The 17,104-nt window shown below is 32.6% G+C and carries 17 protein-coding genes; 14 read left to right on the forward strand and 3 right to left on the reverse strand.

Features of this window, described 5'->3' with window-relative positions:
- Positions 1 to 165: 165 nt before the first annotated feature.
- Both C6368_RS17340 and C6368_RS14810 read right to left on the reverse strand, forming a co-directional pair.
- On the reverse strand, positions 166 to 303 hold the full coding sequence (locus tag C6368_RS17340; RefSeq protein ID WP_159038624.1) for a hypothetical protein: 138 nt from the start codon (positions 301 to 303) through the stop codon (positions 166 to 168).
- Positions 304 to 431: 128 nt separating this feature from the next.
- Positions 432 to 1,166: a T9SS type A sorting domain-containing protein gene (locus C6368_RS14810; protein ID WP_107040005.1), complete on the reverse strand. Its 735-nt coding sequence runs from the start codon at positions 1,164 to 1,166 to the stop codon at positions 432 to 434.
- 220 nt (positions 1,167 to 1,386) lie between these two features.
- Between C6368_RS14810 and C6368_RS14815 the strand changes: the two genes are divergently transcribed.
- From C6368_RS14815 to C6368_RS14835, 4 genes are all read left to right on the forward strand, one after another.
- The gene (locus tag C6368_RS14815) at positions 1,387 to 1,632 is read left to right on the forward strand and encodes a hypothetical protein (RefSeq protein ID WP_107040006.1); all 246 of its coding nucleotides are present in this window, start codon (positions 1,387 to 1,389) and stop codon (positions 1,630 to 1,632) included.
- Positions 1,633 to 1,844: 212 nt separating this feature from the next.
- Complete coding sequence (locus C6368_RS14820) at positions 1,845 to 4,271, forward strand: TonB-dependent receptor (protein ID WP_107040007.1); 2,427 nt, start codon at positions 1,845 to 1,847, stop codon at positions 4,269 to 4,271.
- A gap of 201 nt (positions 4,272 to 4,472) precedes the next feature.
- Positions 4,473 to 5,981 (forward strand): peroxiredoxin-like family protein, encoded by a 1,509-nt coding sequence (locus tag C6368_RS17485; protein WP_234369147.1) that lies wholly within the window; start codon positions 4,473 to 4,475, stop codon positions 5,979 to 5,981.
- Positions 5,982 to 6,065: 84 nt separating this feature from the next.
- Positions 6,066 to 6,533, forward strand: a complete 468-nt coding sequence (locus C6368_RS14835; RefSeq protein ID WP_107040008.1) for a nuclear transport factor 2 family protein — start codon at positions 6,066 to 6,068, stop codon at positions 6,531 to 6,533.
- 127 nt (positions 6,534 to 6,660) lie between these two features.
- Here C6368_RS14835 and C6368_RS14840 read toward each other — a convergent pair whose 3' ends face one another.
- Entirely contained in the window at positions 6,661 to 6,909 is a 249-nt protein-coding gene (locus tag C6368_RS14840; protein WP_199851654.1) for an HAD family hydrolase, read from the reverse strand.
- Positions 6,910 to 7,036: 127 nt separating this feature from the next.
- Between C6368_RS14840 and C6368_RS14845 the strand changes: the two genes are divergently transcribed.
- The 10 genes from C6368_RS14845 to C6368_RS14890 all read left to right on the forward strand — a co-directional run bounded on the left by C6368_RS14845 (position 7,037) and on the right by C6368_RS14890 (position 16,705).
- Complete coding sequence (locus C6368_RS14845) at positions 7,037 to 7,801, forward strand: DJ-1/PfpI family protein (protein WP_199851655.1); 765 nt, start codon at positions 7,037 to 7,039, stop codon at positions 7,799 to 7,801.
- Positions 7,802 to 7,827: 26 nt separating this feature from the next.
- Positions 7,828 to 8,871: an MBL fold metallo-hydrolase gene (locus C6368_RS14850; RefSeq protein WP_107040009.1), complete on the forward strand. Its 1,044-nt coding sequence runs from the start codon at positions 7,828 to 7,830 to the stop codon at positions 8,869 to 8,871.
- Between the two features lie 12 nt (positions 8,872 to 8,883).
- Positions 8,884 to 9,474: an HD domain-containing protein gene (locus tag C6368_RS14855; protein WP_107040010.1), complete on the forward strand. Its 591-nt coding sequence runs from the start codon at positions 8,884 to 8,886 to the stop codon at positions 9,472 to 9,474.
- Positions 9,475 to 9,558: 84 nt separating this feature from the next.
- On the forward strand, positions 9,559 to 10,545 hold the full coding sequence (locus C6368_RS14860) for an oxidoreductase family protein (protein WP_234369148.1): 987 nt from the start codon (positions 9,559 to 9,561) through the stop codon (positions 10,543 to 10,545).
- A 161-nt stretch (positions 10,546 to 10,706) separates the two neighbouring features.
- Positions 10,707 to 12,071, forward strand: a complete 1,365-nt coding sequence (locus C6368_RS14865) for a hypothetical protein (RefSeq protein WP_107040011.1) — start codon at positions 10,707 to 10,709, stop codon at positions 12,069 to 12,071.
- A gap of 164 nt (positions 12,072 to 12,235) precedes the next feature.
- Positions 12,236 to 13,240 carry a helix-turn-helix transcriptional regulator gene (locus tag C6368_RS14870; protein WP_107040012.1) on the forward strand — a complete coding sequence of 335 codons (1,005 nt, stop codon included), beginning with the start codon at positions 12,236 to 12,238 and terminating at the stop codon, positions 13,238 to 13,240.
- Between the two features lie 78 nt (positions 13,241 to 13,318).
- Positions 13,319 to 13,597: a multiubiquitin domain-containing protein gene (locus tag C6368_RS14875; protein WP_107040013.1), complete on the forward strand. Its 279-nt coding sequence runs from the start codon at positions 13,319 to 13,321 to the stop codon at positions 13,595 to 13,597.
- On the forward strand, positions 13,572 to 14,765 hold the full coding sequence (locus C6368_RS14880; RefSeq protein WP_107040014.1) for a ThiF family adenylyltransferase: 1,194 nt from the start codon (positions 13,572 to 13,574) through the stop codon (positions 14,763 to 14,765). Before C6368_RS14875 ends, C6368_RS14880 begins: the two co-directional genes overlap by 26 nt.
- Positions 14,755 to 15,144 carry a DUF6527 family protein gene (locus C6368_RS14885; protein WP_234369149.1) on the forward strand — a complete coding sequence of 130 codons (390 nt, stop codon included), beginning with the start codon at positions 14,755 to 14,757 and terminating at the stop codon, positions 15,142 to 15,144. Before C6368_RS14880 ends, C6368_RS14885 begins: the two co-directional genes overlap by 11 nt.
- A gap of 214 nt (positions 15,145 to 15,358) precedes the next feature.
- Positions 15,359 to 16,705: a hypothetical protein gene (locus C6368_RS14890; RefSeq protein ID WP_107040016.1), complete on the forward strand. Its 1,347-nt coding sequence runs from the start codon at positions 15,359 to 15,361 to the stop codon at positions 16,703 to 16,705.
- The last annotated feature ends 399 nt before the right edge of the window (positions 16,706 to 17,104 follow it).

Genomic DNA, 17,104 nt, shown 5'->3' on the forward strand with positions numbered 1-17,104 from the left:
CCTTTTTCTCGCAACCAGAGTAAAACAACTTTTGAATAACGCACAGCATTGAGGAATCCCTTTTTCTCTCAATTAGAACAAAACAACTTTTGAATTAAGCACAGCATTGAAGAATCCCTTTTTCTCGCAATTAGAACAAACTACCATTCCTATAACGCGAAACATTTAAGAATTCCTTTTTTTTCGGTATGAAAGGTGTTCAGGATTGATTTTAGGATCTAAATATTCAGAGATATGTGTGATTTCTAATGGTCTGGCAGTCACGTGGTCCTCTATTTTTGGGTTCCCTAATTTTTTTCTCATTGTTTTTCTCTAAAATGAAATTTGCAAACCATACATTAAGTGAGTGATGGAATTCTATGTTTCTGGAATTGTAAAATAACTTCATATTCACCCGTAAAAACATTCATTATTAAATCAAATATCAATTCCTATCGAATCACGACCTTCTTTCGGCTTATTTCTGTTGAATTTTCTTTGTTAAGGACTGAGAAGAAATAAATGCCAGGATTTAAATCAGAGACATCGCAGGTATATTTTTTTTCCAAATCCAATAGAGGGATTGATCTCTTAAGTTCTCCCTGAAGATTATAGATTTTTAATTCCCCGTTTTTAATAGGTTCGGTAATTTCTAAGTTGACAACACCTGAAGCTGGATTGGGGTAGAATTTTACATCTAAAACAGGGATTGTTAAAACAGTGTTCGAAGTGTCTATTATTTCTTCATAAACATGAATTACTGGGTAGTTGGTATTGTAAAAAGTACTTCCATTTCCTAAATTACGTAATTGATAGTATCCTATTTGTGCATTGTTTAATGAGGATGTAGATACATAATGAAAATTACCCAATTCAGCAGTGTAATTTTGAGCTTCCAGCAAGGAATCATTAAAAAACCATTGAATTGTATCAAATGTTGGGTACATGGTAGATAACTCGTTTACATATCGCCAATCCATCCAAATTTCTTTATTTACGTTGAAAGCAATTTTAAATGTATCCAAATAAGTGGTAGTGTCTTGCCCTGGAAACATTGTGTAAAAGCGTTCTTCTGCATATTCATTTTCATATCCATATCGAAAACAATCAGATACCTCAATTCCTCTTTGCTGAGAAAAACTTCCAAAACTTAATAATAAAAAAGAAATGATTGTTATTGATTTCATAAAGTGTGCTTTTGTACTTATTTGAACGAATTAATTTACGTTTTATTGTCTTTAATAAAACCCTACGAAGTCAAACAGTTTCATGCACTGCAAAAGAGGAAATAATATACAGTCTATAACAGAAAACTAAATGTAAAAAATCATTAAAATCCATTTAAACTCTTTTATTTCAAAAAATATCTTTTAAATTTAGAATAGGATTAATTAAAACAGAAAAACTATGGGTGATACTAAAAAGAACGAAAAGATTCCTAAAGATAGGGAAGAAGCTGAAAAATTTTATGGAGACGAAGCAAATAATCAATTAAAGAAAAAAGATTTAGATCGATTAAAGCATAAACAAGGAAAAGACGAAAGACCTTCAAATAAAAATCGTTCGAAAAGCAATGTATTAACTCATCCTAGAGATGAAGATGATGAATCTTATGAGATTGATCATAATAAAAAGAATTCTAAGAAGAAATAAAATTTAATACTTCTTGTAGAGTTACCGATTCCTTTCAATTCATTTTGGAAGGATTTTTTTTGAAAAAAACTTTACCTTTTAATTAGTTCAGAAGAACTTTTAATGTTTATTGATGTTTTCTTACATAATAAATAAAATCCGTGACGATAATTAAAGAATGGGAGCTGTCTACCATAAATTTCTTTTACTTTTGAAATATATACTCTTCGACAATGAAACACATTATAGGTTTAATTTTCAGTATTCTTTGTTTTACGACTGCTTTTGGCCAAAATACTGGTGTCATTACTGGGACTATCATAGATAAAAACCTACAACAGGGTTTGATTGGTGTTTTAATCACATTAACAGGAGAGGATACGATTAAAGGTCGAACAGATTATGATGGCAATTTTAATATTTCCGCACCAGTTGGTCGTTATAATTTAGAAACAAGTTACACAGGTTATCAACCTTTCATTAGTTACAACATCAACGTGAATTCTGGAAATGCACAAGTCTTAGAAATTGAACTGGAAGATAAAATAGAAGAATTTGGTGAAGTAACAATTAACGCATCACAATCTGTTCGTGCAACAGATATGGTGACGCCCTTATCAACTCAAAAATTGACAGCCGAAGAAATTAAAGCAAATCCTGGTGGGAATTTCGATGTATCAAAAGTTATTCAAGTTTTGCCAGGTGTCGCTGGTGGTTCAACTCCAAATAGAAATGACATTATTGTAAGAGGAGGTGGTCCAAGTGAAAATGTATATTATTTGGATGGAATAGAAATTCCAGTTTTAAATCACTTTCAAACACAGGGTGCAAGTGGTGGAGCAACAGGGATTTTGAATGTTTCTTTTATTCGTGAAGTGCAATTGACTTCTTCTGCTTTTGACAGTCGTTATGATAATGCTTTGGCTTCAACAATTGTGATTAAGCAACGTAACGGAAATCCAAACAAGTTAAGTGGGAATTTCCGACTTTCTGGAAGTGAGGCCGCTGTTACGCTCGAAGGACCTTTAGGAAAGAAAACAACATTTATGGCTTCTGCAAGAAGGTCGTATTTGCAATTTTTATTTCAACTTCTAGATTTACCGATTCGACCAGATTATTGGGACTTTCAATACAAGATCAATCACAAAATCAATAAGAAAACAGAATTGAATTTTATCGGAATTGGAGCAATTGATAACTTTAAATTGGCCATTCCAGAAGAAGCTGATGCAAACACAGAGTACATAAATCGAGCGAATCCACTCATTAAACAATGGAATTATACTGTAGGGGCTTCATTGAAACGTTTAATTAACAAAGGTTATTTCACAGTTGCTTTGAGTAGAAATATGTTCTTCAATGGTGCTGACAGATATGCAAATAATGCAACCCTAGCAGGACCAAAATTACTAGAGTTAAAGAGTTTTGAAACCGAAAATAAACTGAGAATAGATTTCAATCAATTTTTGAATGGTTGGAAATTCAGTTATGGGGTAAGTGCGCAATATGTGAAATATGACTTGGATTTATTCAACACTATTCAAGATGAATTACTGGATTCTACAGGAAATGTGATTTCTCCGGCAATTAGTTTCGAAAGGGAATCGGCAATAGATTTCTATAAATTTGGAGCTTATTCCCACTTGAGTAAAAAAATCTTAAATGAAAAACTTTTGATCACAGGAGGTTTACGTTCAGACATGAATACTTTTACTGCTACTGGAACAAATCCATTGAAGACAATTTCTCCTAGAATTTCTTCGAGCTATGCTTTCAATGATAAATGGAATATTTCAGCTTCGTTTGGATCGTATTATAAATTGCCAGTATACACAGCGTTGGGATATCGAGATGAAACCAATATTTTAGCGAATAAAGATTTACAATACATCAATTCAATTCATTATACAATTGGAACACAATTTATTCCTCGAAATGATTTGAGAATTACGTTTGAAGCTTTCTACAAGGATTATAGAGATTATCCAGTTTCTTTGTCCGATGGAATTTCTTTCGCGAATATTGGAACAGATTTTTCAACGGTTGGAAATGACAGTTACAGTTCTGTTGGAAGAGGTCGCGTTTATGGTTTTGAGGCATACATGCAGCAGAAATTAATGAAAAACTTATTTTATGTAATAAGTACAACCGTTTATAAATCTGAATTTACTGGATTAGATGGCGTTTTCAGGCCTTCAACTTGGGATTATGGCTTCGTATTCTCCACAACTTTTGGTTACAAATTCAAAAAGAATTGGGATTTAGGTGTGAAATACCGCATTTCTGGTGGTCAACCTTACACACCATTTGATATAACAGCTTCTCAAGCGAGTTATTTAACAACTGGTGTTGGAACTTTGGACTACTCCCAAATCAACGAAAAACGTTTGCCTGTTTTCCAACAATTGGACATTCGTGTTGACAAGAAATTCAACTTTGACAATGTGAGTTTGACCTTATTTGTAGATATTCAAAATGTATTTCTATACAAAATTCCAAGTACACCAAATTTTACATTTCAACGTAATGAAGACAACACAGGGTTTGAAACCACTGATGGAAACCCAATTGCAGCGGATGGAAGTAATGGAATTCCAGTAGTTTTAGAAAGTAGCTCTGCAACTGTGGTTCCTTCAATCGGATTTATATTTGAATTTTAGAAGTTGTATATTTTTATAGAATTAGATGGGATTATATTTACCTAGGTAAAATTGGATGATTAATTTAGGTGATTATTGAGTTTTTGTTCTTGTTACAATGTAATTTTTATGTAAAACGACGATTTTTTGAACTCAAAACATTTATTAAATTGTAAACAATTACAGTAGTTCTGTAGAAATAGTATATAATTAGTTCACCAAATGAAAATTACCATTTTAACATTTGCCGTTGCAAGTACAATACTTTTTTCTTGTGATATTAAAGAAGAAAGAATTTCCATAGAGAATACTGAAAAAACCGAAAATTCAACTGATGAAGAAGTTCAATTTGACAATAAAGGACATCAATTGGTGTACGACATGGTTCAAAAAGTTGGAAATTATAAAACTTTAAGTGCTAAAAAGGATGTAGCGTATACCTATACCTACAAAACACCGGACAACCAAACGGATATTTCCAATGAGAGATATATTTTTAATGGTGAATTGTCATACGGTAAATATGAACAACACGAAAGAACATTAGCTCAATATAATGGGGCAATTGAGCAAGGATATGATGGAAATGAATTTTGGTTAAAAAACAATGGAGAAATCATTGATGACGAAAAATCTTTGGCAAGAGTAAAATTCAATCGACCAACGAATTTTTATTGGTTTACAATGATGCAGAAATTATTGGATCCAGGATTGAATTATGAATTATTGGAAGAAGTAAATATAGATAATCAAGCTTACGATGTTGTGAAGGTGACTTTTGATGCTCAGGATGATAAACCAACAGATATTTATCAATTGTACATTAACAAGGAAACTCAATTGGTAGATCAATTTTTGTTTACTGTTGCCGATTTCGGAAAAATGGAAGTTCCTAACTTAATGAAACTGAAATATGAAGAAGTAGAGGGGATTTTAATTCCAACGGATAGAAAATACCAAAAATCAACTTGGAACGCAGAAGTTGAAGGTAATCAATGGGTAACAGTAAATTGGTCGAATATTAAATTCAATACTGGATTAACAAAAGCAGATTTTAAAAAAGAAAATGAAATGGGAACAAGCAATAAAACATCTTTAAAGTCGAAACTAGAGGAGAAGAAAGCGAATTTCGAAACAAAAGCATCTGACAATAAAAAAAGAGCATATAGAGAAGGAATAGAATCTGTTGAAAAAAGTGGAATTGTGAGTAGTGCGAAGCAAGTTGGCGATAAAGCTCCAAACTTCACCTTAAATAATGCCTTAGGGAATCCTGTAGAATTAAAGGATGTGCTCAAGAAAGGAAAAGTTGTTTTGACATGGTACAGAGGGGGTTGGTGTCCTTATTGTAATTTAACTTTACACCAATTACAAGAAGAATTACCAAACTTCAAAGCAAATGGAGCGACTTTAATTGCTTTGACGCCTGAACTGCCAGATAATTCAATTTCGACTGCCGAAAAAAATGACTTAGAATTTGAGGTTTTAAGTGATATCGGAAATAAGGTAGCTCATGAATATGGAATCGTTTTCAAATTGACAGATGAAGTTGCAGGAATGTATAACGAATCATTTGATATGAATGCTTACAATGGGGATAAATCAAATGAACTTCCTTTGGCTGCGACTTTTATCATCGATGAGAATGGCGAAATTATCTATGCATTTCTAGATGCTGATTATAGAAATAGAGCAGAGCCAAGTGAAATTACTGAGTTTTTGAAAAATAACTAATCAAATGGACTTATTTCGGTCTTAATTATGCCAATAACTGAGGGTTATGGTTTTATTTAAACACTTTAAAACTTTATAATAAAAATGGAAAACAGTGAATTAATTGAAAAATTCTATACTTCCTTTTCGAAAGGAAACTACAAAGGAATGATAGAATGCTATGATGATAATGTAGTGTTTAAAGATCCTGCTTTTGGAGAGCTCAAAGGTGAAAGAGCCAAGAAAATGTGGGAAATGCTATTGTCATCAAAAACTTCTGGCATAAAAATTTCGTTTAACAATGTTCAAGTAACTTCTGAAAATGGCAAGGCCAATTGGACTGCAAAATATGTTTATGGAAAGTCGAAACGAAAAGTCGTTAATGAAGTGAGTGCTGCGTTTAAATTTAAAGACGGAAAAATCATTGAACACATTGATACTTTCGATTTGTGGAAATGGACTAAACAAGCAATGGGAATACCTGGTTATTTATTAGGTTGGTCTCCGTTTCTCAAGAATAAAATTCAAGCAACAACCAAGAAAAAATTAGATCAGTTTATTGAAAAGTCATAAAACAACTAGATCCATTTTTTCTTGCTGCCCAATTATAAGCATCTGTGTGGGGTTTAAATTTTCCGATAGCTTCGATGCTCATCCTCAAATCAAAATATTCGCTAAGTCCAGCATTTTGAATTGTGTTTCAACACCAATATTTGAAGAATTCGTGAATGAAACCACTTTTTACCCTGCATCTTTTACGTTGCAAGGATTCTTTCACCTCTGGATGTGCAGGAAGTGAACGAATAGGAGTAAGGACATCATCTTGCGCTTCTTTTTCCGTTAAGGCTATATCGTGGTTTGCCACCACCATTTGTAAAGCTGCCGATCCAATAAGTCCAAAATCAGTGTATTGTTGACCCACCGTTGAAACGAGAGAATATTGTAACATCGTTGTTAACCACAATAAAAATGCTTACCCTATAGTTTTTGAAGATTTATGGGAGTTCACAAATATTCCCTCTCCTAAGTTTATGGTTGAAATTTAAGTAAATTTGAATTTTAATAAAATCATAGAAATGAGGGCTAAAAATTTAATAGGTATCACTGCATTTTCAGTTTTTCTGATGAGTTGTAATTCTAAGCAAGAGGTAAACCAAGAAGAAATTACTGCACAAGTTGTAAAGGAGGAAGTAGAATTGGAATCTGACACTTTAACTAAACATTTAAAACCATTTGACGAGAGTTTGCCAACGATTGGATTGTTGATGTATGATGGTGTTTTACAAAGCGAAGTTATTGCTAGCTCTGATGTGTTTGCTAAACCAAATGCAGAAGGAAAACAACTTTTTAACGTCATTACAATAGCCGAAACAGCGCAGCAAATTACAACGGAAGAAGGAATGCACTTTGTACCAGATTATTCGTTTGAAAATTGCCCTGAATTGACCGTTTTATTCGTTCCAAGTGCCTACGATATGTACGCCCAAGTGCACAATGAAAAAATTGTAGATTTTATTCGAACTAAAAACGAAGAAGTAGATTACGTAGTAAGTAATTGTGCTGGAGCGCAATTAATCGGGAAATCTGGAATTACAGACGGTCACAAAATCGTTACTTGGATTGGAGGAGGAGTTCAATTGCAGAAGGATTACCCAAACTTGATTGTTCAAAATGATAGTTTGGTGACTTTCGTTGAAGACGGAAAATTTAGTTCTTCCAATGGGAATTTAGCGAGTTATATTTCAGCTCTCAATTTATTAGAAAAAATGACCAGTGCTGAACAAAGAGAGTTTGTGGAGAGTTATTTATACCTGGACCGACTCCAAAACTGGAAGAAGTAGTCCAAACCAATAAATTTAAAGGTGAAATGGGAAAAAGTAGGTTTGGGAAAATTTCAAAAGGAGAGCGATTAGCACGAATAAAGCGTTCTTCAAATTATAGAGATGGAAAATTTCAAAATAAAAACCATACGCCAGAATTGGCTGAAGGGGAGAATGTTTTCAATTTAATTTATGAAAAGTTATTTAAGAAATTCCCCAACACAAAGCCCATTAATAAAATTCCAAGTACCAAAACGGATTTACATCAACTAGATCCTGCAGAAAATATTCTTGTGTGGTTTGGTCATTCTTCGTATTTTCTTCAAATAGATGGAATCCGGATACTTGTAGACCCCGTTTTGAGTGGAAATGCTTCACCCGTTGCAAAAACGGTTTCCGCTTTTATGGGAACGGACGTTTATTCTGTCTCTGATTTTCCGAAAATCGACTATTTATTTATCTCGCACGACCATTATGATCACTTGGATTATAAAACAATTATTGCATTAAAAGATAAGGTGGAGCAAGTGATTTGTGGACTCGGTGTAGGCGCTCATTTTGAAAGTTGGGGATATGATGCTAAGGTAATCATCGAGAAAGACTGGCATGAAAAATTGGAATTAAAAAATGGAATAACACTTTACATTGAATCTTCTAGGCATTTTTCTGGAAGAGCTTTATCAAGAAATAAATCGCTGTGGGTTTCTTTTGTTTTACATTCGAAATCTACTAAGATATATTTGGGCGGTGACAGTGGATATGACCAACATTTTTCTGAGATTGGCGAGAAATATGGACCTTTTGACCTCGTTATTTTGGAAAATGGTCAATACAATAAGTCTTGGCCATACATTCATTTAACTCCAGATGAGGTGATCAAGGCGGCCAATGATTTAAAGGCGAAAAGAATTTTCCCTGTGCATTCTTCCAAATTCGCGTTGTCTAATCACCCTTGGGATGAACCTTTGAAAAGACTTTCGGCACTCACAAAATCTACGGATTTAACCTTAGTAACACCGATTATTGGTGAAAAATTGAATATTAATAATAAGGAACAGAAGTTTACCGAATGGTGGCTCAATGTTCAATAAAATTAAATAAAAATGAATACAGCGGATTTGCTCAAGCAAGTAGAATTTATCAAAGAGATTGACAAGATTAAATATATACAACGCAAAACGAAATTATTTAACAGTGACAGGTGTGAGAATGATGCGGAACACAGTTGGCACCTCGCGATGATGGCGGTGGTTTTAGCCGAACATGCAAACCAGCCTATCGATGTTTTTAAGGTGGTGAAAATGGTGCTGATTCATGATATTGTTGAAATTGATGCAGGTGATATTTTTATTTATGACACCGAAATTAATCACACGAATACAGAGCAAGAATTAAAGGCAGCTCACCGAATTTTTGGGATTTTACCCGAAAAACAAGCCAAAGAATTCATTTCTATTTGGGAAGAATTTGAAGAAGGTCATAGCGAAGAAGCGAAATTTGCAAGAGCGATGGACAGATTTGAGCCTTTACTTCAAAATGCATCAAACGAAGGAGGAACCTGGCAAGAATTTGATGTTCCTCACGACAAAGTTTACGACAAAGTAAAGGTAATCAATCACGGTTCTACTTCAGTTTGGAATTATGCTGAAAACCTAATTAATGAAAGTGTGGAAAAGGGTATTTTGAGAAGATAGTTTTATCTTTTTTGGTTTATCCATTCCTCTTTTTCGATAAACAAGATTAAAACCGTAATTATATTAAGTTTGTTACCAATTAATATGGTAAAAGAACAAACGATGAATCCTGATTTTAAAGAATTCCTATTAAAAACTACCCAAGCAAAAGACTGCAAAGAAATTGTAATGATTCAGTCTTTGTGGAGTGGTTATGGAAAAATCTCTAGAATTCAATTGGACGGAGCAGCGATTGAAACTGTTGTGGTTAAACACATTTCACTAAGGAAAGCCAATGCTCACCCAAGAGGATGGAATACGGATAATTCGCACAATCGAAAAGTAAAATCTTACGAAGTTGAAACGATTTGGTATGAAAATTATAATCAGCGCTGCACAGTTGATTGTCGAACACCAAAGTTTCTAGGTTCATTTTCACAGGACCAAGATCAATGGATAATCTTGGAAGATTTGGATGCTCAATTCCCAGCACGCGAGCAACATTTGTCACTTTGCGAGGTAAAAGTGTGTTTAAAATGGTTGGCGAACTTCCACGCAACTTTCTTGAATGAAACTCCAAAAGATTTATGGGAAATAGGAACTTATTGGCATTTAGCCACCCGACCAGACGAATTTGCTCAAATGCAAGCTTCGGAATTAAAGAACAACGCCAAAATCATCGATGAAATCTTAAACAATTGTCAATACCAAACTTTGGTACATGGTGATGCTAAAGTGGCGAATTTTTGTTTTTCGAATGATGGACATTCAGTTGCAGCTGTCGATTTTCAATACATAGGTGGAGGATGTGGAATGAAAGATGTGACTTACTTTTTAGGCAGTTGTCTCTCCGGCAACGAATGCGAAAAACATGAAACGGAGTTATTGGATTTCTACTTTGGGGAATTAGAAATTGCGAGTAGAGATAAAATCAATAAAGCGGAATACAGCAAACTAGAGCAGGAGTGGAGAAGGATGTATCAGATTGCCTCTGCAGATTTCACACGATTTTTGTTGGGTTGGATGCCGAGTCATGAGAAATTGAATGCATACACTGAAAAGTTGACGAAAGAGGTTTTGGAAAGCTTTTAGAATTGGTCGAGAATTTGGGATTAAAAGTTTGAGGAAAGTTTGTATATTGTGCAGGAATAACTTTACCAAAAGGTGTATAAAGCCAACAAACGGTTGATAGGTTGGTGGACTGATGGTAGGGGTATAAACAAGTTACCTGTAATTTAAAACAACCACCGAGAATGATAATAAGTAAAGTAATAAGTTATAAAAATGCTTGGCAAAGTTTAATTGCAGAACATCAGGAGGAACTTGATGAGATATTAGAAGTTCTACCTCAATTTATTAATGATTATGTTACAAAAAAAGAATCTAATGAAAGGGGATTTACCAGCCATAGAGACATTTGGAGTGAACTTCTTGAACAGAAAGATTGGATAATTGCGGATACTTCATTTTATCTTGAAGATGGCCAACGAATTTTTGTTGGAAATTTAGGACCAATTAAGAACGAAGTTAGCGCGTATATTTCATTTGGACATATCGATTTTGCTAACAGATGGCTTTTTCAACAGACCACACTAGCAGGTAAATATGATATAGCAAAAATACCTATTTTATTAGTACCAACTTCAGAATTTGGGAGCAGACAAGAAGATAGATTTTTTAAAAGACTTTCATTTGAACAATATCAGAGGCAAATCCTTCCTCTTACACCTTTAAGTCACGCTTATCCTTTTTTAATTCTTGGCTATACCGACCAAAATGAACTGTTTGAAACAGAAATCTATGAATTAGAATCAGACCCACTAATTTCCAATGAAAATGTAGTAATTGATAGGTGTATAGAATTTCCGCCAGAATATTATCAAGCTGGTCTGAACATCCTAAACTTTTTTGGCACTTATATTAGAGAACAATATCCTGACCAAGATGCGAAAATCAAAATAGAGCAGAATGATAAAATAGTAAGACTAATCATTGAAACAAGTGATGGAGAAACTGAAGTGATTGAAAAAGCACTTCAAGAATATCAACTTGTAGTTACTGGACAAAAATTACCTGAAGAAGTTACCAAAAACGAACGACTGATATTAGAACTAAAAAATGAATTACGTTTAGCAAAATATAGAGTGGAAACCCAACAGGATATTATGCTAGTTCAAACAGGGCAAATTGATAAATTAATGAACATTTTAGGTCAAGGTTTGACGAATAAAAGTCCAATTCACATTGATTTTAAACCTGTAATTACTTTAGACAATAAAGTCTTGAATAATCAAAATGTTACATCCGTTATATCAGATATTAGCGACTTAAAATTACTGCTTGGCACATCAAGTCCTGAATATTTAGAACTACAAAATTTGGAAGGCTCTCTAACAGCAATTGAAAAAGAAACTAATCCTGAAGTTGTTAAAAATTCAACTGCGATGCAGAAATTGAAAAAGTTCATTGATACCATTTCAGAAGGCAATGAACAAGTTGCGAAAGTTTTAGAAACCACGGAAACGGGAATTGACCTTGTAAGGAATCTTGCTGGGAAATATAATAGTATAGCAGAATGGTGTGGATTGCCACAAGTTCCTAGAATATTTACGAAATAAACTACAGGTAACAATGTATATAAAAAATAGGCGAAACAGTAATAAATTCAAGGCTTTTGGCTCGTATCAAAGTTCGTGCTTAACCGAAAGTTTCGTGCTTCGAAATCGCCTACTTTTCATATACTAACCGTTAGCATTCATTAAAGAAACTAGAAAAATCGCTTATGCCAAAAAATAAGGATGCATACTCAAGATATAAAATAATAGATCAATATTTAAGACAAGTTGAATTTTCAAAATCCTCTCGATTATCTGAAATTTGCTCAGACAAATTAGGAATACCTATTTCCATCAGGACAATTCAAAAAGACATTCAAGATTTAATTGAAGATAGTGCGCTTCAAATATATGCTCCAATAAAATACAGTAATAAACAAAAAGCATATTATTATCCAGAAAATGTAGATGATATTTTTCCTGCTATTGAATTAAATGATGAAGAAATTAGCGCATTGCTTTTTTACGGTATGGTTAATAATCAATATAATAGCCTTGGTATTTTTCAAGAAATATCGAGTGCAATAGAAAAGGTTTTAAATTCTGCGAATATCAAAACAAATATTAAAGAGACTGAAACTGGTACACCATTAATATTAACAGAAAAAACACTTCCTTTAAAAGGTAGTGAACTGTTAATAAAAATACTGCAAGCTCTTAAGCAAAAAAGGCAAATTATATTTGAATACCATAAATTTGGTGGAGAAGTAAAAGAAAGAACTATTTCGCCATACTTATTAAAAGAAGACAAACATATGTGGTACGTGATTGGCTTTTATGAAAAAAGAGAAAATATAATCACTTTTGCTGTAGACAGAATGTCAAAGGTTAGAATTCTAGATAAACCTATTATCAGAAATCATTTTAATCCAGATAATTATTTTAAGTATTCTTTTGGTATTACTGTTCCCGAAGAGAAACCAATTGAAATAATTCTTTTATTTACACAGTATCAAGGACACTATATAAAAACATTACCCATTCATGACACACAAAAAATTTTAAGTGACAATAATGAAGGATTAAAAATCTCTATTATGGTCAAACCAACTTACGAGTTTTACTCAAAAGTACTCAGCTACGGAAATGATGTAAAAATTATTGATCCACAATCAATTGCAATCGAACTAAAAAGCAAAATAGAAGATGCTTTAAAACTTTATTTAAAATAAATTCAATAGCGCAAATAGCTTGCGCCATGATGTTATTAATTTGTAGTATTAAAATAATTAATTTTAAAATTTAATATTATGAGTTCAGAAAATAATAAAAAAGTTGATGCTCCTGGGCAAAACAAAGAGTACCAAATTTTTGTAAATGGTACTCCAGAAGAGTGGACTGGAAAAGAAATATCGTTTGAACAGGTTGTTAAATTAGCCTTCCCAAATGCTTCTTTTGAAAGTTCTAAAGGATACTCAGTTGTATACAAAAAAGCTGAAAATGGAAAAGAAGGATCTTTAGTATTTGAAGATTCTGTTAAAGTTAAATCTGAAATGGAATTCGATGTCTACCCAACTAATAGATCATAATGAAGACTTAAAACGTCTCAAAGACGAGGGGTTTGTTTTGGAATTTCGACCAGGTTATTTACTTGTTCATAGGATTCCTTATTTTAATTTAGCTAAAGAAATTAAATATGGGATTCTAGTTATTAGATTACATCTAGCAGGTGATAAAACAATAAAGAACATCGAACACACAGCTTTCTTTGTTGGTGAAGCACCTTGTGACAGAAATGGAGCTATACTAAATAACATTTTAAATAATAGTAATAAAAGACAACTATTTGATAATTTAGTCGCTGATCATTATTTTTCGGCAAAACCTCAAATTAATAATGGAAAATATAAGGATCACTATGAAAAAGTCAGTACGTATGTCGGTTTAATTAGTAGTCATCCTAAATCAGTTGATAGTAATATTACTGAAAAAGGAAATAAAATAATTAATTCTTCGGAGTCTTCTGTATTTAATTATTTAGATACAAATTCAAATAAACCAGAATTAAGTTCTCTTAATAGTAAATTTAGAGAACAAAAAATTGGGATAATTGGTCTAGGTGGAACAGGTTCATATTTGTTGGATTTAATTTGTAAAGTACCAGTTAAGGAAATACATATATTCGATGGAGATTGGTTCTACAATAACAACGCATTTCGAGCTCCTGGTGCTCCAAGTAAAGAAGAGTTAATTTCTCCTCAGAAGAAAACATCATATTTTTATGAAATATATTCTAAAATGAATAATTCAATTATTGAACATGATTACTATGTTACTAATGAAAGCCTAAAAGAATTTGATGATTTCAATTTTGTTTTCCTCTGTGTTGATAGAGGTAATATAAGAAAAGAAGTAGTTAAATATCTTGAATCTAAAAATATTTCATTTATCGATATTGGTATGGGAATAAATAAAATTGGTAATTCTTTAGGTGGTATGCTAAGAGTAACAGCAAGCACTCCCAAAAAAAGGAATCATGTATGGGATAAAAATCGAATTCCTTTTTCTGATGATTTAGAAAATGAATATAATTCAAATATTCAGATAGCAGAACTCAACTGTCTAAATGCAACATTGGCAGTGATAAAATGGAAAAAACTTCTTGGATATTATCAGGACACCACATTAGAATATAATTCGTTCTATTTATTAGGATCAAACCATAGTATTAATGAAGATAAGGAAAATGAATCATAAGTTTGTAGAATATATTCCAAAAGAAATTGAAGAAAACATTTTATATGTTTCTACAAGGTTTAAAACTGTAGTTCATAAATGTCCGTGCGAATGTAAGGAAAAAATAGTCACTCCTTTATCTCCTGCTGCATGGGAGTTAACTTTTAATGGAGAGACTATTTCACTTTATCCTTCAATTGGAAACTGGAAACTTACTTGTAAATCACATTATTGGATTAAGAATAATGAAGTTGAATGGTCATATAATTTTTCTGAGAAAAACATGAAACAAGTTGATGAACAAGATAAATATGACCGAGAAGCTTATTTACAAAATAAGGTTGAACATAAGAATTATGACAAGAAAAAAACAATATGGGATTTCTTTAAATGGAAATAACGAATGCTAACACCGGCTAAAATTAATACGGGTTTTGGTGCTTACTCAAAGTTTTGTGTATATTTACTAAGTCGCCAAATCCTTTTTGATTTGGCTTTGTAATAGAAAAATAAAACCAAAAAAAAGGCTTCGGCTTAGTCCGTGCTCGAAAAGGCTCTGCTTCTTTTCTTCCCGTACTAATCCTAGCCAAAACCGTTATGCGTAATTTAAGACCATGATAAAATATTATTTAATTCTATTAGTCACTGCCTTATTTCTTAATTCTTGCAATCAAGGAGTAGAAATAAACTCACTTGAAGATTTACAGAAAACCTTGAAGCCAAAGACGGAGAGGTTTGCAATTAATCCAAATCAAGATAATTTTATTGAAGGTGAAAAAGGAACAGTACTTTATTTCCCATCAAATTTATTTGTATATGATGATGGCTCGCCTGTTACTAGTGAGGTTCTAATTCAATTAAATGAGTTTTATTCAGTTTCCGATATCATTTCAGAAAATTTGTCCACACTCTCTGACTCACTATTACTTGAAACTGGAGGAATGATTAATATATCTGCAACTTTAGAAGGTAAAAAGTTGAAATTAGACCCTTCAAAATCTTATGTTGTTTGTTTTCCAAAAAGAGAGAAGAAAAACATGGAACTCTTTTACGGAGAAAATAACAGCGATAATATTAATTGGAAAGTTGAGAGTATTGCAAATTATGTAGACACCAATTCATATGGATTTAATTATTTGAAAAGTGACACGTCCTTAATAACAGAGTATTTAGGTGTATCAGGTTGGTCTTCCTCCAGTTTTGGCCCTAACGGAAGAGATTGTTCATTTGGTTGGCAAATAAAACATTCTGATAGCACGATTTTCAGATATATTAAAACGTTATACGAAGACTCAACAAAATTAGAGAATCAAATGAAGTCAAGTGATTCTCACGTGAGGATGCATTTTGAAATTGGAGAAGATGGAAAAGTTAAATCAATAAGTCATGATTCTATTACAGCTTTTAATTCAAGAGTTGAAAAAGTGATTATGTCTCTTCCACCTTTCGATATGAATAAAATGTATTGCGCACCGGAGTATGAATATTGGTTAAGCGTTGGTGTAACGGATCAAATTGATCGAGATGAATATCTTGAGAAATTTAACAAAAAATACACTGATTTTAGAAATAAAGCTGTAGAATACATAGACGCTAAAGAACTAGATTATTATGTTCTTTCCGCTACGCAATTAGATTGGATCAATTGTGACAGGTTCATAAACACAGAATCTAAAAAAGAAGATCTATTTGTTTCTGTTGAGAACCCAGAAAAAACAAAAGTAATATTAGTATTCAAGGACTTTAATACTATTATGAATGGAATGCCTAAAGATGGTAAATTCGTATTTAACCAAATACCAATTAGTGAATCTATTACCGTTCTTGCAATAACTCATGCTGATGGAAAATCTAGATTGGCTAAACAAACTACAAATTCAAATAAAGGTAAACTTGAACTGAAGGATTTTAAAACATTCACTTTGGATCAACTGACAGATGAATTAAATAATTTAAATTGATACGCATAACATCAAATAAACACAAGCGGCAAACGTTCACACGTGGTAGCCGCATGTGCCTATTTGAAAACCGTTAAATCGAAAATAGTCCATCGCGTAAAGGACAACCCACCCTCATATTGAACGCTGTATTTTTCAAGATTTTTTCTCAAAACCAAGAACGATAAACAGATAATTTGCAAAATTATTTGTTTTTAAAATCTGTTACGCGTAAACCGTACAAACATCTCTTTTTAGAGTGTTTGTGACGTTGGCACGTCAAACAGATTTTATATAAAAGTTAAGTTATTAGAAGAAGATATTTAATACAAAGAAAGTTTGTTTCACTCCTAATGGTCAGTTAACTTGATCGTTCTAAGGTTTTGAGCAAAGGATCGAAGAGAAAGCTCCAGCTACCAT

The sequence above is a fragment of the Brumimicrobium mesophilum genome (assembly GCF_003025005.1).
GTDB lineage: Bacteria > Bacteroidota > Bacteroidia > Flavobacteriales_D > Crocinitomicaceae > Brumimicrobium > Brumimicrobium mesophilum.